Raw genomic sequence first — 20,795 nt, forward strand, 5'->3', positions numbered from 1 at the left:
CTTGCTATGCGTGGGCGGTGAGCTGGGCAATGCAGCGGGCGCATTGCCGCTGGTCCTGGGCCAATGCAGCGCTGCCCCGGCAATTGCCGAGCCTTTGCTGGCGCATTACTGGTCACCGCAACCGCAATTTGCCCTGGGCCAGGCCCTGCGCGGCAAAGCGACCTCTGCCCTGGATATTTCAGACGGTCTTTTGGCGGACTGCGGGCATATTGCACTGGCTTCGCGTGTGGGCCTGCAGATCGAAAATGACCGCGTGCCGATGTCGCTGGCCCTGCAAGAGTTTTTGGGGGATGCGGGCGCGCAAAAAGCGGCCTTGAGCGGCGGTGACGATTACGTGCTGGCCTTTACCTTGCCAGCCGTTGAACTGCCGACATTGCTCGCTGACGGCTGGCCGATCCACGTCATCGGCCGCGTCATTGAAGGGCAGGGCGTCAGCCTTGTCGACGAGCACGGTCAGGACATCACCCCGGCAATCCGTGGTTACCAGCACTTTCACGGGTGATGTGAAGGTTCGCGGGGCCTGAGCTATCAAACTTTTTGATATTTATCTCCGATAATTCAGCCTAAGCGTCTGTAGGAACGTCCTGTTACAATGTCGACTCTGCGAATTTCCAGTCCTCAAACTGATCAGGAGCACATGGTGCCCGTCGTTTTCGTTGCTGCTTGCAAGCTCCCAACCCCCTTTGCCGAATTCACCATGCATGGCTTTTTAGAGCAAGCCACGGGTCGTGAACACGTTGTGCTCAGTTTGGGCGACGTGGCAGACGGTGCTCCGGTATTAGGCCGGGTGCACTCCGAATGCCTGACCGGCGATGCCTTGTTCAGCCAGCGCTGTGATTGCGGCTCACAACTGGAAGCCGCTTTGCAGGCCATCGCCCGCGAAGGTCGTGGCGTGTTGCTGTACCTGCGTCAGGAAGGCCGTGGCATTGGTCTGTTGAACAAAGTGCGCGCTTACGCACTGCAAGATGGCGGTGCCGACACCGTTGAAGCCAACGAGCGTCTGGGCTTTGCTGCGGATCAGCGCGATTACGCCATCTGCCTGCCGATGCTTGAGCACTTGGGTGTCAATTCGCTGCGCCTGATGACCAACAACCCGCGCAAGGTCAAAGCCTTGACCGACATGGGCATCACCGTGGCGGAGCGTGTGCCGCTGCACACCGGGCACAACCCGCACAACAAACTGTACCTGGCAACCAAAGCCAATAAGCTTGGGCACATGATGGGCAACCAGCACCAAGGCGAGACAGATCCGGCGTGATGCACTACTGGCTGGCAATCCTGTTGCTGGCCGTGGGTTTACCCTGCATGGGCGCCAGCCGAGTGATCAGTCTGGCGCCATCGCTGTCTGAAATCGTCGTTGAACTGGGGGCCACCGACCTGCTGGTCGGGCGCCTCGACGCTGGCGAGTCACTTCCCGAACTGGTCGCTGTGCCCTCTGTGGGTCGCTATGGCCAATTAAACATCGAGCGTTTACTCAGCCTGCAACCCGACTTGGTCCTGCTCTGGCCGGGTAGCGTGGGCGTAGCCCAGCGCGAGCAACTGCACCGCTTCAACATCCCGACCTACACCGCCGACCCTCAAACCCTTGATCAACTGATTGAGCAGATCCAGACCCTTGCCGTCGCCTTGGGGCGCCCGGAACGCGGTCAGGAACTGGCTGATCAACTGCGCACGCGTCTGGCTGAGTTACGTACCCGCTACCACCGTGACAAGCCGCTGCGGGTCTTTTACCAAGTCTGGGATCAACCGCTCTACACCTTGGGCGGTGGGCAAATCATCAGCGATGCGTTGGCCGTGTGCGGGGCGAGTAACGTGTTTGCCGACCTCAAACTCCCGGCCCCGCAAGTCAGCGTCGAGTCGGTATTGCAGCGCAATCCACAAATGATCATTGCGAGCACCCAGGCGCAACTCGACGCCTGGAAAGCCTGGCCGCAACTGGATGCGGTCAAACACGGGCGTTTAGTGCTGTTGAGTGATAAAGGTCTTGAGCGCCCGAGCGGGCAAATGGTGCAAGCAACCGGCAGGTTGTGCGAGCAGATCGCCCCCTGATCCCTGTAGGAGCGAGCTTGCCTCGCGATCTTTTGATCTTTAAAAGATCGCGAGGCAAGCTCGCTCCTACAGTCGATCCGGGTGGGCTTAGAGGCCCAGCAACTGCATCCGCTGGCGAACCGAGGCTTCGATGCCGGCTTCATCCAGGCCGCATTCAGCCAGCATCTGGCTCGGTTTGGCGTGCTCGACATAAATGTCCGGCAAGCCCAGGTGCAGCACCGACTTCAGCACGTTTTCACGGGCCAGGAACTCACTGACCGCCGCGCCTGCGCCACCCATGATGGCGTTTTCTTCGATGGTCACCAGCAGCTCATGGCTGTCAGCCATTTCGCGTACCAAGGCTTCGTCCATCGGCTTCACAAAACGCATGTCGACCACGGTCGCGTCGATCTTTTCAGCCACTCGCAGGGCTTCGGCCAATTGCACGCCAAATACCAGGATTGCCACCTTGCTGCCTTGACGGCGCACGATGCCTTTGCCGATTTCCAGCGGCTCAAGAGTCTTCTCGATTGCTGCGTCAGGGCCGGTGCCGCGCGGGTAACGTACTGCCGCCGGGCCGTTGTACAGGTGGCCGGTGGTGAGCATTTTGCGCAGTTCGTTCTCATCGCTCGGGGTCATGATGACCATGCCCGGGATGCAACGCAGGTAAGACAGGTCGTAGCTGCCGGCGTGGGTCGGGCCGTCTTCGCCCACCAGACCGGCACGGTCGATGGCAAACAGCACGTCCAGGTTCTGCACCGCGACGTCATGCACCAACTGGTCGTAACCACGCTGCAAGAACGTCGAATAAATCGCCACCACGGGTTTGGCGCCTTCACAGGCCATACCGGCGGCAAACGTGACCGCGTGCTGCTCGGCAATCGCCACATCGAAGTAGCGCGACGGGTACTGCTCGCTGAACTTGATCAGGTCCGAGCCTTCTTTCATGGCCGGAGTAATGCCGACCAGACGCTCATCGGCCGCTGCCATGTCACACAGCCACTCGCCAAACACGGCCGAGTACTTCGGTCCGCTGGCAACCTTGGGCGCGACTTTCGGTGCGTCCAGCGGCTCAAGCTTGGTGATCGCGTGGTAACCAATCGGGTCGGCTTCAGCCGGGGCGAAACCTTTGCCTTTCTTGGTGACGATGTGCAGGAACTGCGGGCCTTTGAGGTCACGCATGTTACGCAGCGTGGCGATCAAGGTCGGCAGGTCGTGGCCATCAATCGGCCCGATGTAGTTCCAGCCCAACTCTTCGAACAGGGTGCCGGGGACCAGCATGCCCTTGGCGTACTCTTCGGTGCGGCGGGCAATTTCCCAGGCGCCCGGCAGGCGTGACAGCACTTTTTTGCTGCCTTCGCGCATGCTGGCGTAGGTACGGCTCGACAGGATTTTGGCCAGGTAGTTGGACAAACCGCCGACATTGCGCGAAATCGACATATCGTTGTCGTTGAGGATCACCAACATGTTGGCATTCACTTCGGGCGCGTGGTTCAGCGCCTCAAAGGCCATGCCCGCCGTCAGTGCGCCGTCGCCAATCACTGCAATGGCCTTGCGCTCGCTGTTTTGCAGGCGGGCGGCAATGGCCATGCCCAGCGCAGCGCTGATCGAGGTGCTGGAATGGCCGACGCCAAAGGTGTCGTACTCACTTTCGGAGCGGCGCGGGAAGGCCGCAATGCCGTCCTTTTGGCGCAACGTCGCCATTTCATCGCGACGGCCGGTGAGGATTTTGTGCGGATACGCCTGATGACCCACGTCCCACACCAGCCGGTCATCCGGGGTGTCGAAGACGTAGTGCAGCGCGATGGTCAGCTCAATGACCCCAAGCCCGGCACCAAAGTGCCCGCCTGTCTGGCCAACGGTATAGAGCAACTCCAGGCGCAACTCATCGGCCAGGGTTTCCAGCTCGGCTTCGGCTAATCTGCGCAGGCCAACAGGCGTGCCCGCTCGGTCGAGCAGGGGCGTAGTCGGGCGCTTGCGGGGAAAATCTTGAAACGTCGTTGGCATCAGGCGAATCGTTATAGGTATATAAAAGAGGCGGCAGTTTACCTTATGGAACGTAAGCTGCCCACGCAGTGTGACATTCGTTAGTCAGACCTTGGCATTACTCGTTGTGCGAAATATCTATTTGTCACCGTATTAGTGGCGGCGATCCACGATATAACGCGCCAGTTCTCGCAAAGGTTCTGCTGCTGCATCAAAAGGTCGCAGGGCATTGAGCGCCTGATCACGCAGCTCCAGCGCATAGCTTTTGGCCCGCTCCAGACCCATCAGTGCCGGGTAGGTCGGTTTATCCCGTGCAATGTCGGCGCCTTGGCGTTTGCCCAGGGTTGCGGTGTCACTTTCAACGTCCAGAATGTCGTCCTGGACCTGAAACGCCAAGCCAATGGCCCGGGCATAAACGCTCAACGCCTGCAAATTGTCATCCGTTGCCTGGCCGCTGGCCAGTGCACCCAGCTGTACGCTGGCTTCAATCAGGGCGCCGGTCTTGTGGCGGTGCATGTATTCCAGCGCAGCCTGATCCAGTTTCAGCCCCACCGAGCCCAAGTCGATGGCTTGCCCGCCAACCATGCCGGCAGGGCCCGCCGCGAATGCCAGGCCATTGACCATGCGCAAACGTGTTTCGGCATCCAGAGTGGTCAGCGTCGGGTCGAGCAGGGCGCTGAACGCCAGGCTTTGCAGGCCGTCACCGGCCAGAATGGCGCAGGCTTCATCAAACGCCTTGTGGGTGGTCGGCTGACCGCGGCGCAAATCATCATCGTCCATGGCCGGCAAATCATCATGCACCAGCGAATAGGCGTGGATCAGCTCCACCGCGCACGCCGCGCCATTGGCTTGTTCGGGGGCCGCGCCCAGCGCTTCGCAAGCGGCATAGGCCAATAGCGGTCGAACCCGTTTGCCACCATTCATCACGCTGTAACGCATGGCCTCGTACAGACGGGCCAACTCCGGGGCAGGAGCGACAAACAAGCGCTCAAGTGCCGCGTTGACGCGTGCCTGGCTGCTGGTCTGGTAGGCATCAATCATTCTGGCTGTTCCGCATCAAAAGGCTCTTGAGCGAGCTCACCATCGCGCTCAAGCAAAATTTGGACTTTCTGCTCCGCTTGCGCCAGCGCGCCCTGGCAATCACGGGTCAGACGAATGCCTTGTTCAAAGGCGGTCAATGAGTCTTCCAGTGACAGTTCGCCGTTTTCCAGGCGCTCGACCAATGTTTGCAGGTCGGCGAGGGACTGCTCGAAATCCAGGGAAGCTTTTTTGCGGGCCATGGCGGCATTCTCGGTAGGCGTTAAAACCGGCTGACACTAGCAGACAGCAGGTTTTGGGGCAAATAAGGCGGCAGTTTAAGCCACTGCCATGAAAGGTGAATCTGTTAACTGCATGACTTTAGTCGACATGTATAAGGCGATTTTTTCAACCGTTCGTGTCAGAGCTGACTGTTTGGGTGTAGTCCAAATCCTTGGTATGTCAGGTTTCGTAACGCGTGTGTGAGGCGATTTCTTTACCTTTTTTTAAGCGAAGACATTTCGCGGCCTATTGAGGAAACGTCTGACATTTTTCCCTTTTCCATTCACATAAGGTTTCGCCACTTGAATGGAATCGGTAATGCGCTGTGATCCTCCCCCTTGATACCTCTATGACGTACGTGGTGCCCACTGCAGTGGGCGGCGTGCTGTCATGACGTATTCCAGCCAATTATTTGCCCGCCTCATCGAGCTGGGCAAAACACCGGTGTTCAAGGATAGCTTTGCGGGCAATGACGCGCGCTTTTCGAACCAGTTCGAAGCCCTTGAGCGAGAAATCGGCAAGTCGCAGTCGATGTCAGAAAACAACCAGATCGACTGGTACGTGGTGCATGAGCAAAGCGAGGCGATGTTGCGTGATCAGTCCAAGGACCTGCGTGCCGCCGTCTGGCTGACCTGGGCGCTTTATCAGCGCGAATCGTTCCCGGGGTTGCTGGCGGGCCTGGGGTTGTTGCACCACCTGTGTACGGAGCGCTGGGCGCTGGTCTACCCGACCAAGTTGCGCACCCGTGCCGCCGCCATCAGTTGGCTGGTAGGGCGCCTTGATCGGGCCCTTAACGAAAACGTGCCGATTAAAGAACAACTGCCGCTGTTCCAGCACATGGTTGAGCTGTTGCTGGCGCTGGAAAGCGCGCTGGCCAAGCATTTGGGCGATGACGTGCCGCTGTTGCTGCCGATTTGCCGTCGACTGGCCCGAATGGTCCAGCGGGCCGTCGACAGCCAGCCCGAGAAGGGCGTTATTGCCACGGCGGTGGCGCAGGTCAGGCACGTGGCCACACAGTTGATCGAGCCCAATACGCTCATCGACAACGAAAAAGACGCTCACAAGGCCTTGCGTCAGCAACAGGACAGCGCCCGGGCCTTGTGCGGCTGGTGGCTAAAACAGAAAGCCACCGACCTGCGAGCGCTACGCCTGAACCGCGTGCTGACGTGGCTGGCCGTAGAACTCCTGCCCGAGCGCAATGGCGAGCTGATTACCCCGCTGCGCGGCATCCCGGCCGACAAGCTCAACAGCTACGCGGACCGTTTCACCCAGGGGCAGTTTGCCGATTTGCTGGTGGAGCTTGAAGCCAGCGTTGCCAAATCACCGTTTTGGTTCGACGGCCAGCGCCTGGTCTGGGAATGCCTGAGCGCCCTTAAAGCCGAGTCGGCCATGCGCGAGGTGGAGGTCCATTTCGCCTTGCTCCTGCAACGACTGCCGGGCCTGGTCGAATTGCGTTTCAGTGACGGCACCGCGTTTGCCGACCCGCAGACCCGCGCCTGGATCGACGCACAGGTGCTGCCGCACCTGAGCCGAAGCGAGCCCGAAGCGCTGGTCGCGACTGTACGCCCGGCCTGGGACTTGGCCCTCGATGAAGCGCAAGAGCTGCTGCGAGTCAGCGGTTTCAAACCCGCTGTGCAGTGGCTCAAGCGCGGATCCAGTAGCGCCCACGGCGAGCGGGTGCGGTTTTTTTGGCAGTTGACCCTCGCCCGGTTGTGCTTCCACGCCAAGAAATACGAACTCGCCAAAACCCAGCTCGAAATGCTCGATGAGGTCCTACACCGCTCAGGCTTACAGGCCTGGGAGCCGGATCTGGTGCTTGAAGTTTTGCGTCTTTTACATCGCTGCTGCGAGCTCTTGCCGCAGAACCACGAAGTGCGAGAACGCAAGGACGAGATGTATCGCAGGTTGTGCCACCTCGATCTTGAAGTGGTACTCGAATAGGCCTCAGGGCCACACACACGCAAGGAAAAACATCATGGCCAAAGAAAGCTCGGTAGCCCCCAAGGAACGGATCAACATCACGTTCAAACCCGCGACTGGCGGGGCTCAAGAAGAGATCGAACTGCCTTTGAAGCTGTTGGTGATGGGTGACTATATCCAGCGCTTTGACGGGCGAAAGCTTGAAGACCGCAAGCCTATTGCCATCGACAAAATGACCTTCGATGAAGTGCTTTCCAAGCAAGGGCTGGAGCTGGCCCTGAATGTGCCCAACCGCTTGCACGGCGAAGACAGCACCGATGAGCTGGCGATTGCGCTGCGCGTCAGCGCGATGAAGGACTTCAACCCGGCGAGCCTGGTGGAGCAAATCCCTGAACTGAAAAAACTGATGGAGCTGCGTGATGCCCTGGTCGCACTTAAAGGCCCATTGGGCAACGCGCCGAGCTTTCGCAAGGCGATTGAAGGCGTCCTGGCCGACGACGTCTCACGCGCTCGGATACTGAGCGAACTGGATCTGCTTGTCGCTCCGGCAACGGACGTTTGAGCCCCCCATCAGTCAAGGAAGCCACACAATGAGCAGCAGCGCCGCACAACTTAAAGACGATAAAAGCACTTCTTACAGCGTTCTGGACGACATCATCGCGCAAACCCGACTCACACCCGAAGACGACGCCTATGGCATCGCCAAGCGCGGCGTAGCGGCGTTTATCGAAGAACTGCTGAAACCGCAAAACCAGGGCGAGCCGGTCAAAAAAGCCCTGGTTGATCGCATGATTGCCGAGATTGACGCCAAGCTCAGCAACCAGATGGACGAAATCCTCCACCACCCGTCCTTCCAGTCGCTGGAGTCCGCGTGGCGTGGCTTGCAGTTGTTGGTTGATCGCACCAACTTTCGCGAAAACATCAAGATCGAAATCCTCAACGTCTCGAAAGAAGACCTGCTGGACGACTTCGAAGACTCGCCCGAGGTCATGCAATCGGGCCTCTATAAACATGTGTACACCGCTGAATACGGGCAGTTCGGTGGTGAGCCGGTGGGCGCCATCATCGCCAACTACTTCATGACCCCAAGCTCGCCGGACGTCAAATTGATGCAGTACGTGTCCAGCGTTTCGTGCATGTCCCACGCGCCATTCATTGCCGCCGCCGGGCCGAAGTTTTTCGGCCTCGAAAGCTTTACTGGCATGCCAAACCTTAAAGACCTGAAAGACCACTTCTGCGGCCCGCAATTTGCCAAATGGCAGAGCTTTCGCGAGTCCGAAGATTCGCGCTACATGGCGCTGACCGTGCCGCGCTTCTTGCTGCGCAACCCGTATGACCCAGAAGAAAACCCGGTCAAGTCGTTCGTTTATAAAGAAACCGTTGCCAACAGCCACGAGCACTACCTGTGGGGCAACACCGCCTACACCTTCGCTTCCAGGCTCACCGACAGTTTTGCCAAGTTCCGCTGGTGCCCGAACATCATCGGCCCGCAAAGCGGCGGCGCGGTTGAAGACCTGCCCCTGCACCACTTCGAAAGCATGGGCGAAATCGAAACCAAGATCCCCACCGAAGTTCTGGTCTCTGACCGCCGCGAATACGAACTGGCCGAGGAAGGTTTCATCTCCCTGACCATGCGCAAAGGCAGCGACAACGCCGCGTTCTTCTTCTTCTCGGCCAACTCGGTACAAAAACCCAAGTTCTTCGGCATCAGCGCTGAAGGCAAGAATGCCGAGCTGAACTACAAACTCGGGACGCAACTGCCCTACATGATGATCGTCAACCGCCTGGCGCATTACCTCAAGGTATTGCAGCGCGAGCAGTTGGGTTCGTGGAAAGAGCGTACCGACCTGGAGCTTGAGCTCAACAAGTGGATCCGCCAGTACGTTGCCGACCAGGAAAACCCTGCCGCCGAAGTCCGTGGCCGTCGCCCTTTGCGTGCCGCCCATATCACCGTCAGCGACGTTGAAGGCGAGCCTGGCTGGTACCGCGTCAGCCTGAACGTGCGCCCGCACTTCAAGTACATGGGGGCTGACTTCACCTTGTCGCTGGTCGGCAAGATGGAAAAAGAGTAACGGGAGCCGGGCATGAGCGCATATGGCAGCCTTTTTGAACGCCTGGCGGGCGATGTGGATAAACGCCGGGGCTTGAGCCCCGTTGCCTGCGCCCAGGCGTCCGTGGCTGCCCACTTGGCAAAAATGCTCAGCACCCGGGCGGGCAGCGTGCAAACGCTGCCCGACTACGGCCTGCCCGATTTGAACAACATGCGTTTGAGCCTGCATGACGCGCTGACCCAGGCGCGCGAGGCCATCGAATTTTTTATTGAACGCTATGAACCGCGTCTGAGCCAGGTCCGCGTCAGCGCCTTGCCCCGAGACGGCGACCCGCTGCGGCTCGCCTTTAGTCTCGACGGCTGGCTGGACGTGGCGGGCACCAAGCGTCAGGTCAGTTTCACCGCGCACCTGGATGGCAGTGGCCAGGTCAGGGTCGGGACTTAAAGCCCGACACGCGTGACGTTCAACCCCTATGTGTTTCCCGTATTTCGTGCCGTCGACAACTAACAGGTAGCGCCGTGTCCTTTAACCATTACTACCAAAGCGAACTCACTGCATTGCGCCAGTTGGGCAGCCGCTTCGCTGAGCGTAGTCCTGCGTTGGCGCCATTTTTGGGCCAGGCCGGGCGTGATCCTGACGTCGAGCGGTTGCTTGAAGGGTTTGCTTTTTTAACCGGGCGCCTGCGCCAGAAGCTGGACGATGAGCTCCCCGAACTGAGCCATTCGCTGATGCACCTGCTATGGCCCAATTACATGCGGCCACTGCCGGCATTCAGCCTGTTGCAGTTCGACCCGCTGGACCGTCCGGGCCCGGCGCTGCGGGTCGAGCGCGAAACCCGGGTGGCGAGCAAGCCGATTGACGGCGTGAGTTGCCAGTTCAGAACCTGCTACCCGACAGACGTGCTGCCATTGGCCCTGGTTGAGCTGAAACACTCGGTCAACGCCCAAGGCACGCTGCTCAGCCTGCGTTTGAACATGACCTGTGACGGTCATTTGGGCGAGCTGGCGCTGAGCCGTTTGCGATTGCACCTGGCGGGTGAGCGCTACGTCAGCCAAATGCTTTACCTCGGCTTGTTGCGCCATCTGCACGGCGTCACTGTGGTGCCGCTCGATGGCAACGGAAAAGCCCTGGAGGCCGACGAAAACCCGGCGTTCACCCTGGCGCCCACTTGCGTACAACCAGTGGGGTTTGCCGAAGAAGAGTCCTTGATCCCTTACCCGCTGAACACCTTTCGCGGCTACCGCTACTTGCAGGAATACTTCGCCTTTCAGGACAAGTTTCTGTTCGTTGACCTCAGCGGTCTGGAGCGCCTGAGCACGCTGCCTGAAGACACCCTCAAGCAGGTGCGCGGTCTGGAGTTGCGCTTTGATATTCGCCAGAGCAACGCCCAGCGCCTGCGCCCGACGCTGGACAACGTGAAGCTCTATTGCACGCCCATCGTCAACCTGTTCCAGCACGACGCCATGCCCGTGCGTCTGGACGGCAAACAAGACGAATACCTGCTGATGCCCTCACGGCTGGCGCTTGAACACTGCGCGGTGTTCTCGGTAGACAGCGTGACCGGCTGGCGCGTCGACGGCACGGGTTCCCAGCGGTATGTGCCGTTCGAATCATTCGAACACGACCCCAGTTTTGATGTGGCGGTCGAGCAAACGCATTACAGCGTTCGCCAGCGTACAGCGTTGCTGCATGAAGGGCTCGACACCTACCTCAGTTTTGGCACCCGCCAGCCCGAAGCGGGCGAAACCCTGTCCATTGAGCTGACGTGCACCAATCAGAACCTGCCCCGGCGCCTTGGCCAAGGGGATATCTGTCTGCCCTGCGAAGGGACGCCCGAATTTCTGGTGTTTCGCAACATCGGGCCGGTGACGCCCAGCTACGCACCGCCGCTCAACCGCGACTTCCTCTGGAAGCTGATCAGCAACATGTCACTCAACTACCTGTCGCTGGCCAATGTGGATGCCCTGAAGGTGATCCTCGAAACCTACGACTTGCCGCGCTACTACGACGAGCACGCCGAGCGGGTCAGTAAAAACCTGCTCAACGGCCTCAAGTCGATCCGTCATGAGCACGTTGACCGCCTGCACCGCGGCTTGCCGCTGCGTGGCCTGCGCACCGAACTGACCGTTGATACCCAGGGCTATGTCGGCGATGGCGACCTGTTTGTATTTGCCTCGGTGCTCAACGAGTTTTTCGCGCTTTACGCCAGCCTCAATTCGTACCACGAACTGCGGGTCCACAGCACACAGGGAGAGACCTACCAATGGACACCCCGCATGGGCCTGCAGCCCCTGCTCTGAGCGTGTTGGCGCGCACTGTCCGGGAGTACTCGCTGTTTCAGGCCGTGCTGCTGGTTATTGATCGCCTGCGTGACGGCAACACCGACATCAGCGAAGACGAGCTCTACGACCGGGTGGAGTTTGTGGCCAACCCGAGCCTGGGGTTTCCGGGCTGCGACGTTGATGCGGTGGAGTTCTTTGTCGAGCACGGGCAACGCCGTGCGCGGCTGCGTTTCAACTTGATGGGCCTGGTGGGCTCCGCTTCGCCATTGCCGGCGTTTTATGGCGAGCAAGCGCTGGGCGACGGCGACGCGCAGAACACCACACGGCAGTTTCTGGACCTGTTCAACCACCGCTTGCAACGGCTGCTGCTGCCCATCTGGCGCAAGTACCGCTATCGCGCCCGATTCGAAAGTGGCGCCAACGATCCGTTTTCCAGCCACTTGTTTGCCCTCATCGGGCTGGGTGGCCAGACCATCCGCGACGCTCAAGAGTTGAACTGGAAGCGCCTGCTGCCCTACCTCGGCTTGTTGAGTTTGCGCGCGCATTCGGCCGCCCTGATCGAGTCCGTGCTGCGTTACTACTTCAAGCACGCCGAGCTGACGATTGAGCAGTGCATCGAGCGCCGCGTCGAGATTCTCCAGGAACAGCGCAACGCCCTTGGGCGCGGCAATCATCAACTGAGTGAAAGCCTGGTGCTGGGCGAGCGCGTTCGCGATTGCAGCGGCAAGTTTCGCATCCACATCCGCCAACTGAGTTGGGACCGTTTTCATGAACTTCTGCCGATCGGCACGGGGTATCAGCCGCTGTGTGCGCTGGTGCGCTTCACCCTGCGTGATCCGCTGGAGTACGACATCCGGCTGGTGCTGCGCCACGAAGAAATCCGTGAGCTGCGCATTGCCGAGCACAACCCCTGCCGACTCGGATGGACCAGTTGGCTGGGCCGCGAATACGCGGACGGCGTCGTCACCCTGGGTAAAGCACATTAAGGAGCAATGGCCATGATCAACGTAGACCTGCAACAACTGATACAGGCACTCGACGCCGACACCCGGCGCGACCTTGAGGGCAGTGCCGAACGCTGTGTAGCACGTGGCGCGAGCCAGGTATTGGTAGAAGACCTGCTGCTGCAACTGCTGGAGCGACCGCAAGGCTTGCTCGCACGTGCGCTGCAAGACGCCGCCATCGATGCGGGCCACTTGAGCGCTGCCTTGCAGCCGCGCAGTGAAAACAGCGCCTCACGCAACCCGGTGTTTGCGCCGGAACTGGTGCAATGGCTGCAAGATGCGCTGCTGGTCGCCAGCCTTGAACTGGGGCAGACCCAGATTGATCAGGCCGCCTTGATTCTCGCCTTGTTGCGCAACCCGCTGCGTTATGCCGGGAGCGGCTATCAAACCCTGCTGGCCCAGCTCGATATCGAACGCCTCAAAGGCTTTGCCCTGTCGCAACAAGCACAACCCGCCAGCGACCGCGCTCCTGCGTCGGGCGAGGCGTTATTGCCGCGCTTTACCCACAACCTGACGGAGCAGGCGCGGGCCGGGAAACTTGACCCGGTGTTGTGCCGCGATGACGCGATCCGCCAGATGATCGACATCCTCGCCCGCAGGCGCAAAAACAACCCGATTGTGGTGGGCGAAGCCGGTGTGGGTAAAACCGCCATTGTTGAAGGCCTGGCCTCGCGCATCGCCGCCGGTGAAGTACCGCCGGTGCTGCTTGGGGTTGAACTGCTGTCGCTGGACATGGGCCTGCTGCAAGCCGGGGCCAGCGTTAAAGGTGAATTCGAACGCCGTCTTAAAGGCGTCATCGACGAAGTCAAAGCCTCGCCCAAGCCGATCATTCTGTTTATCGACGAAGCCCACACCTTGATCGGCGCCGGTGGCAACGCCGGAGGGTCCGATGCGGCCAACCTGCTCAAGCCCGCATTGGCCCGTGGCGAGTTGCGTACCATTGCAGCCACCACGTGGGGTGAGTACAAAAAATACTTCGAAAAAGACCCGGCGCTCGCCCGACGTTTTCAGCCGGTGCAACTGCATGAGCCTACCGTCACTGAGGCGGTGACCATTCTGCGTGGCCTGGCCCACGTGTATGAAAAGAGCCACGGTATTTATTTGCGTGACGACGCGGTAGTGGCCGCCGCGCAATTGTCGGCCCGTTATCTGGCCGGGCGTCAGCTCCCGGACAAAGCCGTCGATGTGCTCGATACCGCCTGCGCCCGCGTGCGCATCAGCTTGGCCGCCGCGCCGCAAAAGCTTGAGCAACTGCGCGGTGAACTGGCTGAAGGCGGGCGCCAACGTCAGGCCATGCGCCGTGACGCCGAAGCCGGTTTGTTGATTGATCACGCGCAGCTGCTGACGCTGGAAGCGCGCTTGATCGAAGCCGAGAGCGAGCAGCTTGCCCTTGAAGCACGCTGGGTTAAGCAACGCACCTTGGCCGAACGCTTGCTGGCGCTGCGCCAACAACTGGCTCAGGCCCGAGAGGCTAGCGAACCGAACCTTGACCCTGACAACGAGCACAGCGTGCCCTCACTGGAGGCGCAGCTCAACCTCACCCACGCTGCCCTGAGCGAAGCCCACGGCCTTGAGCGGCTGGTCAGTTTTGAAGTGTGCCCGCGTCTGGTCGCAGAAGTCATCAGCGCCTGGACCGGCGTGCCCGTGTCGCAATTGGCCCGCGAGCACAGCGCCAAGGTCAGCAGTTTCGGCGCCGATTTAAGCGCGCGTATTCGTGGCCAGGACCAGGCCATTCATGCGCTGGACCGCTCCATGCGCGCCACGGCGGCGGGCCTCAACAAGCCGGATGCGCCGGTGGGTGTGTTCCTACTGGTGGGCCCGAGCGGCGTCGGCAAAACCGAAACGGCCCTGGTTCTGGCCGACCTGCTGTACGGCGGTGAGCGCTTTATCACCACCATCAACATGTCCGAGTTCCAGGAAAAACACACCGTCTCGCGGTTGATCGGCGCACCGCCGGGTTATGTCGGTTATGGCGAAGGCGGCATGTTGACCGAGGCCGTGCGGCAAAAACCGTATTCCGTGGTGCTGCTGGACGAGGTCGAAAAGGCTGACCCGGATGTGCTCAACCTGTTCTATCAAATCTTCGACAAAGGCGTGGCCAACGATGGCGAAGGGCGCGAGATCGACTTTCGCAACACTCTGATCCTGATGACCTCCAACCTCGCCAGCGACCGCATCAACGCCTTGTGCGCCAACGGTGCGCGGCCGAGTGCCGAAGACCTTGAGCAGAGCATTCGTCCGGTGCTCAGTAACCACTTCAAACCCGCCTTGCTGGCCCGCATGCGCGTGGTGCCGTACTACCCGGTCAGCGGGCCGGTGCTGCGCGAACTCATTGAAATCAAACTTCAACGCCTGGGTGAGCGTCTGCAGCGGCGGCAACTTTCGTTCAGCCACTGCCAGCGTCTGGTCGACCATCTGGCCGAGCGCTGCACCCAAAGCGACAGCGGTGCGCGACTCATCGACTACTTGCTCGACACCCACGTCCTGCCGCTGATCGCTGACCGCTTGCTGGACGCCATGGCCAACGCGCAAACCCTCAAGAGCGTGCACGTCACCCTCGACCCGCAGGCCCATGTGCTGTGTGAGTTTGCTTAAGGTGGAGCCGATGTTTGTTCGCGTAGCGGACCCTCTGGCGTATGCCGAGTCGTTGCTCCAGCACTTTGCCAGCGTGGCGCGCTGCACTGACAGCGCCAGTGTGGTCGGTCAGTGCGTGCGTGCCGTGGCCCAACTCAGTGGCTGTGAATTGAGCCAGCTGTATGTGCTCGATGCCACGCACAAGCGCCTGGAACTGACTGCAGAATGGCTCGACGGGCTTGTGCAACCGCCCCGCGAACAAGGGTTGCCAACAGATTACGCAGGCCAGCACCTGTTGCAGTTCGCCGTGTGTCAGAACCGGGTCGTCAGTGTCGATGACCTCAGCGACGGGCTGTATGACATCGGCTTTTTGCCCAGCCAGGGCCTGCCGTGGCGCGCGTTGTTGTGCGTACCGCTGCTCAATGCGCAGCAGTCAGTCGCCGGCGTGTTGCTGGTCGCTAGTCGTCAAGCGCTAGAGCTATTGGCTTATGCGCCTTCTGTTGGTGTCTTCGGCACTTTTGTCGGGGCGCAGTTGCGTTTGCATCAGCAGGACGCCACCTCGGTAATGCCCTCAGACCTGACCGGCAGCACGAGCGGGCTGATCGGCAAAAGCCGGGCCATGCGCCAGACGTACCACCTGATCAACAAAGTGCTGAACAGCCCCTACACCGTGCTGCTAATGGGCGAAACCGGCACCGGCAAAGAAGTCGTCGCCCGGGCGATTCATGACGGCAGCTCGCGCCGTGCCCGGCCCTTTATCGTGCAGAACTGCGCGGCCTTCCCGGAGGCCCTGCTGGAAAGCGAGCTGTTCGGTTACCGCAAAGGCGCCTTTACCGGTGCCAACCGTGACCGCGCCGGGCTGTTTGACAGTGCCAACGGCGGCACCTTACTGCTGGACGAAATCGGTGACATGCCGCTGTCGTTGCAAGCCAAGTTATTGCGCGTGTTGCAGGAGGGCGAGATCCGCCCCTTGGGCTCAAATCACACGCATAAAATCGATGTGCGAATCATCGCCGCCACCCATCGCGATCTGGCGCAATTGGTCAGCCAGGGGCTGTTTCGCGAAGACCTGTATTACCGCCTCGCACAATTCCCCATCACCTTGCCGGCCTTGCGTCAGCGAGAAGGCGACATCCTCGATCTGGCCCGACATTTTGCCGCGCAGACCTGCGCGTTTTTACAGCGCCAGCCGCTGCTCTGGTCCGAGCCGGTGCTGGAGCAACTGGCGAGCTACGCCTTCCCCGGCAACGTGCGCGAACTCAAAGGGCTGGTGGAGCGCGCGGTGTTGCTGTGCGAAGGCACTGAGTTGCGCCCGGAACATTTCTCACTGTTGCGCGATGCGCCCAGCGGTGCCGACACCCTCAACTTGCGCGAGCGTCTGGAGCAGGTTGAACGGGGGTTGCTGCTCGACTGCCTGCGCAAAAACGCCGGTAACCAGACCCGCGCCGCCCATGAACTGGGCGTCGCCCGGCGCACGCTGCTGTACCGCCTGGAGCGCCTGAATATCCGTTTGGACGATCTAAAAAGGAAGGCCTCGTGAGCCTCTTTCATTCTTTGTGCCTGTGGAGACTCTCCTGATGACTGCTCGTCTCTGGTGCGCCGTGTTGCTGATTGTCGCCGTGCTTTGCGGCGCCAGTGGGTGCAGCGCCAATTACAAATTCAACGACAACAGCTATCGCCCATTGGGTGATCCGCAAGCGGTCAATCGCGGTAAGTGACCGTAAGGAGCCACACTATGGAACTGGTATTCGACCTGCTCGACACTCGGTCGCGGGACGCTGCGCAGGTGATGCGCAAAACCTTCACCGAGCAAGGCGGCACCATCGGGCGTAATGCGGCCTGCGAGTGGGCGCTCGTGGACAGTACACGCAGCGTCTCCAATTACCACGCGCACATCAGCTATCGGGACGGCACGTTTTTCTTCACTGACACCAGCACCAACGGCAGTCGCTGCAACCGCTCCGAGGCCTGGCTGAACAAGGGCCAGGCGCAGCGCATTGAACATGGCGACGTGTTTTACATCGGTGACTTCCAGTTGCGTGCGCAACTGGAGCACGAGCTGCAAGCGATGCTGGAGCAGGTTGGGCGCCCTCAACCGGCGGGCAGCATCATCCCCGATGATGCTTTTTTGGCCATGGACCCGCTCGACCCGATCAAACTACCCGCCGCTGTCTTTGCCGTGCTCGAGGAACCAGAGCCACGCCCCGGCCAGCCAACGGACTGGGAGCAGCGTGTCGACTTCGCCCGGATCGACTACGAAAACCTGCGGGTCCCGCATCTGATCGAAGCCCCGAAAGCGCCGTTGCCCGAGCCGATTGCAGCCATGGGACCACTCAGTGACGAGGCCTTTTGGCTGGCGTTTGGTGCGGTGCTGGGCGTTGACCTTGCGCATCAAACACGTGAAGACCGCGAAGCGCTGGCGCTCAAGGCCGCGCATTTGCTCAAGCACAGCATCGGCGGTTTGCAGCAAAGCCTGTGGACCCGCAGCGAGCTTAAAAATCAGTTGCGACTGGCCCGCACCGCCGCTCCGGACACCCGGCAAAACCCGCTCACCTCCAGCCAGGATGCCACCGAAGCATTAGGCCTGTTGCTGGCCCCGAAAAAGCCCCATCAGCCCTCGGCCGAGCAGGTGGTCGGGCGTGCCTTTCGGGATGTACAGGCGCATCAGGTCGCGCTGTTGAGCGCCAGCCGTGCCGCGATCCGCAGCAGTCTTGAGCACTTCTCCCCGCAGCAATTGGTCTTGCGCTTTGAGCGTGATGGCTATCAGCCGTGGCTCAAGACATCGGCCAGCCGCTGGCGGGCCTTCAGTCGCTATCACCAGGCCCTGCAACAGGACGATGACTGGTGTGAGCGCGTGCTGGCGCGTGATTTCGCTCAGGCCTATGACGTGCAAGTGCGCATGATTTCCACCCTCCACAATGACCCTCAAGGATGATGCGCATGTCGCGTAGTACCCCCCTTTATCGCAACGTTCTGCTGGCACTGACGGTGTGGCTGCTGGGCGGATGCTCGGCGTTGTCGCCGTACTCCAGCCTGACCAAGCTCGACCTGACGTTAAGCGCCAGTGATCAGGTCAACCTCGACCTCAACGGCCGCCCGTCGCCGCTGGTGGTTCGGTTGCTGGAACTCAAACACCCGGTTGCCTTTGAGAACGCCGATTTCTTCAGCCTGTACGAGCGGCCCAAAGCCTCGCTTTCACCGGATCTGGTCACCAGTGAAGAGCTGGAGGTGCGCCCCGGCGAGACCGTCTACCTCAAGCTAAGCGTCGAGCCCGGTAGCCGCTATGTCGCGGTGCTGGCCGCGTATCGCGACCTGCCGCAAACGCAGTGGCGCTATGTAGTGCCGCTGGCTGCCGGTGACTTGACTACGGCCCACTTGGTACTCGATCAGGCGGGCATTCATAACGCCGCCCGGGCCTCTGCACAGGCGGATGATTGAGCATGAATGCACACAAAGTTATCTGGCGCGAAGGCATGTTGCTGCGCCCGCAACACTTCCAACAAAGCGACCGTTATTACCACCACCAAATGAAAGCTCGCACCCAGTTACTGGGCCGCTACACCTGGGGCTTTCTGGGGCTGGACATCGACATGCAGTTTCTCAATATGAGCAAACTGGTGATCAGTCAGGCGGCGGGTGTGTTGCCGGACGGTAGCCTGTTTGAGCTGAGCGGCAGCACCCAGGCATTGGTCCTCGATGTGCCGCGCCACACCGCCAACACGGCGGTTTACCTGGCCTTGCCCCTGGTTACCGGCAACCACATTGAAACCCGCCGTGTGGATCAGGCCGATGTGCTGGCGCGCTACACCGCGTTCGACATCGAAGTGTCCGACTCAAACGCCGGTGACGACGCCAGCAGCCAGGTCAGTTGCGCCCGCCCGGATTTTCGTCTGGTGCTGGGCGAGCAACAGAACGATCAAGCCTGCATCAAGTTGCAGGTGTGTCAGATCCTCGACACCACCTCAGACGGCGTGATCCGTCTGGATGAGCAATTTGTGCCGACTTTTATTCACGCGCATGCGTCGGGCTATGTGCTGTCGTGCCTCAAAGAAGTCATCAGCATGATCGCCAATCGCGGCGAGGCGCTGGCGCAGCGCATCAGCTCCAATGGCAAGGTCGGCGGGGCAGAGGTCGGTGACTTTATGATGCTCCAGCTGATCAACCGCACCGAACTGGTGTTGCGCCACTATTTGAGCCTTGAGCACCTGCACCCCGAAGAGTTGTATTGCTCGTTGCTGGCGATGCTCGGCGACCTGGCGACCTTTGGCAGCGAGAGCAAACGCCCGCAGGTGCGCAGCGCCTACCAGCACAGCAATCAGGGCGAAAGTTTTCGCAGCTTGATGGACTCGATTCGCCAGGTGCTGTCGATGGTGCTGGAGCAACACGCCATGGAGCTGGTGCTGGAAAGCCGTCAGTACGGCGTGCTGGTGTCGCCATTGACCGACCACGCATTGCTCGCCACTACCTCGTTTGTTCTTGCCGCCCAGGCCCATTGCGACAGCGAGGAACTGCGCCATCGCTTACCCGCGCACCTCAAGGTCGGGGCCGTCGAAAACATCCGCCAACTGGTCAACCTGCACCTGCCGGGCTTCAAGGTCAAACCCTTGCCGGTGGCGCCCCGGCAGATCCCGTTTCACTCCAACAAGACCTATTTCATCCTCGAACTGGGCAGCGAAGAGCTCGCGCAACTGGAGCGCTCCGGTGGCTTTGCCTTCCATGTCTCGGGCGAGTTTTCAGCGCTTGAACTGCAATTTTGGGCCATCAGGAACTGACCGCCATGCGTACGGATTCACAACACCCAACAGATGACAGCACGGTGATGGTTTTTCGCGATGGCCACACGCCTGCGACGGCAGCCCTGACCGACGTGCAGGCCCCGCCAAAAATCGAGCAACTTGCCGAGCGCATGATCTATTCGGCGCGAGTAAAACCTGCCGACGCGTTCAGCGTCAGTGTTAACCCGCTGGTGGCTGCAGCCAGTGAAGTGCTGTCGTTCGTGGTGCACATCAAGCACAGCACCTCGCCAGACACCCTGGTGGGCCTGCACGGGCAGCTCACCGCCGCCATCAAGGCGTTTGAGGCCAATGCCCTGTGCCGGGGCGTTGACAGCCAGCACATGATGAAAGCCCGTTACGTGCTGTGCACGGTGGTCGACGAGGCCGTGGTGACCACCCGCTGGGGCAAGGAAAGCGAGTGGTCGCAGCAGAGCCTGCTGAGCAGCTTTCACAACGAAACCTTTGGCGGCGAGAAGGTCTTCCAAGTGCTCGACCAGCTGTGCAAAGACCCGGTGTACAACCTCTCGCTGCTGGAGCTGATTTACCTGTGCCTGGCCTTGGGCTTTGAAGGCAAGTTCCGCGTCATCGAGCGCGGCATTCATGAGCTCGATGGTATTCGTGATGCGCTGTACCGGCAGATCCGGCACTTGCGCGGGGACGTTGCGCGTGAGCTTTCACCGCACTGGCAAGGGCTCAAGTCACGCCGCCACCGCCTCACCCGCATCGTGCCGGGGTGGTTGCTGGCGACCTTCACGGCGGGATGCCTGGTGGTTATGTTTTCGGGCTTTGCCTGGGTTTTGGGCGAGCAGCGCGACGTCGTCTTGCAGCCGTATCAACAGCTCGACACTCCGGTTGTACGAGCGCAGTTGTAATTAG

19 protein-coding genes are annotated in these 20,795 nt (G+C 60.5%); 16 read left to right on the forward strand and 3 right to left on the reverse strand.

Features of this window, described 5'->3' with window-relative positions; translation table 11 throughout:
* From GHO41_RS19805 to GHO41_RS19815, 3 genes are all read left to right on the forward strand, one after another.
* The coding region (locus tag GHO41_RS19805; protein ID WP_256678805.1) for an AIR synthase-related protein at window positions 1-502 on the forward strand (502 nt) is incomplete at its 5' end.
* Window positions 503-640: 138 nt separating this feature from the next.
* Window positions 641-1,258 (forward strand): GTP cyclohydrolase II, encoded by a 618-nt coding sequence (gene ribA / locus GHO41_RS19810; RefSeq protein ID WP_048367839.1) that lies wholly within the window; start codon window positions 641-643, stop codon window positions 1,256-1,258.
* Complete coding sequence (locus GHO41_RS19815; RefSeq protein WP_048367760.1) at window positions 1,258-2,049, forward strand: cobalamin-binding protein; 792 nt, start codon at window positions 1,258-1,260, stop codon at window positions 2,047-2,049. The genes ribA and GHO41_RS19815 overlap by 1 nt, the downstream gene beginning before the upstream one ends.
* A gap of 87 nt (window positions 2,050-2,136) precedes the next feature.
* Here GHO41_RS19815 and dxs read toward each other — a convergent pair whose 3' ends face one another.
* The 3 genes from dxs to GHO41_RS19830 all read right to left on the reverse strand — a co-directional run bounded on the left by dxs (window position 2,137) and on the right by GHO41_RS19830 (window position 5,294).
* On the reverse strand, window positions 2,137-4,035 hold the full coding sequence (gene dxs / locus GHO41_RS19820) for a 1-deoxy-D-xylulose-5-phosphate synthase (protein ID WP_153330187.1): 1,899 nt from the start codon (window positions 4,033-4,035) through the stop codon (window positions 2,137-2,139).
* A 132-nt stretch (window positions 4,036-4,167) separates the two neighbouring features.
* A complete protein-coding gene (gene ispA / locus GHO41_RS19825) occupies window positions 4,168-5,055 on the reverse strand; it encodes a (2E,6E)-farnesyl diphosphate synthase (RefSeq protein WP_048367756.1) in 888 nt (295 codons plus the stop codon).
* A complete protein-coding gene (locus GHO41_RS19830) occupies window positions 5,052-5,294 on the reverse strand; it encodes an exodeoxyribonuclease VII small subunit (RefSeq protein ID WP_048367754.1) in 243 nt (80 codons plus the stop codon). Before GHO41_RS19830 ends, ispA begins: the two co-directional genes overlap by 4 nt.
* A 409-nt stretch (window positions 5,295-5,703) precedes the next feature.
* Between GHO41_RS19830 and tssA the strand changes: the two genes are divergently transcribed.
* The 13 genes from tssA (at window position 5,704) to icmH (ending at window position 20,791) form a co-directional block, all read left to right on the forward strand.
* The gene (gene tssA, locus GHO41_RS19835) at window positions 5,704-7,254 is read left to right on the forward strand and encodes a type VI secretion system protein TssA (RefSeq protein WP_153392151.1); all 1,551 of its coding nucleotides are present in this window, start codon (window positions 5,704-5,706) and stop codon (window positions 7,252-7,254) included.
* 34 nt (window positions 7,255-7,288) lie between these two features.
* On the forward strand, window positions 7,289-7,795 hold the full coding sequence (tssB, locus tag GHO41_RS19840) for a type VI secretion system contractile sheath small subunit (protein WP_153392149.1): 507 nt from the start codon (window positions 7,289-7,291) through the stop codon (window positions 7,793-7,795).
* Between the two features lie 28 nt (window positions 7,796-7,823).
* On the forward strand, window positions 7,824-9,305 hold the full coding sequence (tssC, locus tag GHO41_RS19845; RefSeq protein ID WP_153434427.1) for a type VI secretion system contractile sheath large subunit: 1,482 nt from the start codon (window positions 7,824-7,826) through the stop codon (window positions 9,303-9,305).
* A gap of 12 nt (window positions 9,306-9,317) precedes the next feature.
* Entirely contained in the window at window positions 9,318-9,728 is a 411-nt protein-coding gene (gene tssE / locus GHO41_RS19850; protein ID WP_153434428.1) for a type VI secretion system baseplate subunit TssE, read from the forward strand.
* A gap of 74 nt (window positions 9,729-9,802) precedes the next feature.
* Window positions 9,803-11,584, forward strand: coding sequence for a type VI secretion system baseplate subunit TssF (gene tssF / locus GHO41_RS19855; protein ID WP_323368914.1), 1,782 nt, complete (start codon window positions 9,803-9,805; stop codon window positions 11,582-11,584).
* The gene (tssG, locus tag GHO41_RS19860; RefSeq protein WP_048367746.1) at window positions 11,548-12,552 is read left to right on the forward strand and encodes a type VI secretion system baseplate subunit TssG; all 1,005 of its coding nucleotides are present in this window, start codon (window positions 11,548-11,550) and stop codon (window positions 12,550-12,552) included. Before tssF ends, tssG begins: the two co-directional genes overlap by 37 nt.
* A gap of 6 nt (window positions 12,553-12,558) precedes the next feature.
* Complete coding sequence (tssH, locus tag GHO41_RS19865) at window positions 12,559-15,165, forward strand: type VI secretion system ATPase TssH (protein ID WP_178126548.1); 2,607 nt, start codon at window positions 12,559-12,561, stop codon at window positions 15,163-15,165.
* Between the two features lie 10 nt (window positions 15,166-15,175).
* Complete coding sequence (locus GHO41_RS19870; RefSeq protein WP_153434430.1) at window positions 15,176-16,684, forward strand: sigma 54-interacting transcriptional regulator; 1,509 nt, start codon at window positions 15,176-15,178, stop codon at window positions 16,682-16,684.
* 37 nt (window positions 16,685-16,721) lie between these two features.
* Window positions 16,722-16,862, forward strand: coding sequence for a type VI secretion protein (locus tag GHO41_RS19875; protein ID WP_153434431.1), 141 nt, complete (start codon window positions 16,722-16,724; stop codon window positions 16,860-16,862).
* 17 nt (window positions 16,863-16,879) lie between these two features.
* Window positions 16,880-18,079, forward strand: coding sequence for a type VI secretion system-associated FHA domain protein TagH (gene tagH, locus GHO41_RS19880; RefSeq protein ID WP_153434432.1), 1,200 nt, complete (start codon window positions 16,880-16,882; stop codon window positions 18,077-18,079).
* A 5-nt stretch (window positions 18,080-18,084) separates the two neighbouring features.
* The gene (gene tssJ / locus GHO41_RS19885) at window positions 18,085-18,582 is read left to right on the forward strand and encodes a type VI secretion system lipoprotein TssJ (RefSeq protein WP_153330177.1); all 498 of its coding nucleotides are present in this window, start codon (window positions 18,085-18,087) and stop codon (window positions 18,580-18,582) included.
* Between the two features lie 2 nt (window positions 18,583-18,584).
* Entirely contained in the window at window positions 18,585-19,916 is a 1,332-nt protein-coding gene (gene tssK / locus GHO41_RS19890) for a type VI secretion system baseplate subunit TssK (protein WP_153434433.1), read from the forward strand.
* A 5-nt stretch (window positions 19,917-19,921) separates the two neighbouring features.
* The gene (gene icmH / locus GHO41_RS19895) at window positions 19,922-20,791 is read left to right on the forward strand and encodes a type IVB secretion system protein IcmH/DotU (RefSeq protein WP_048389388.1); all 870 of its coding nucleotides are present in this window, start codon (window positions 19,922-19,924) and stop codon (window positions 20,789-20,791) included.
* Window positions 20,792-20,795 lie beyond the last annotated feature (4 nt).

Source organism: Pseudomonas sp. FSL R10-0399 (assembly GCF_009600165.1).
Classification (GTDB): Bacteria; Pseudomonadota; Gammaproteobacteria; order Pseudomonadales; family Pseudomonadaceae; genus Aquipseudomonas; species Aquipseudomonas helleri.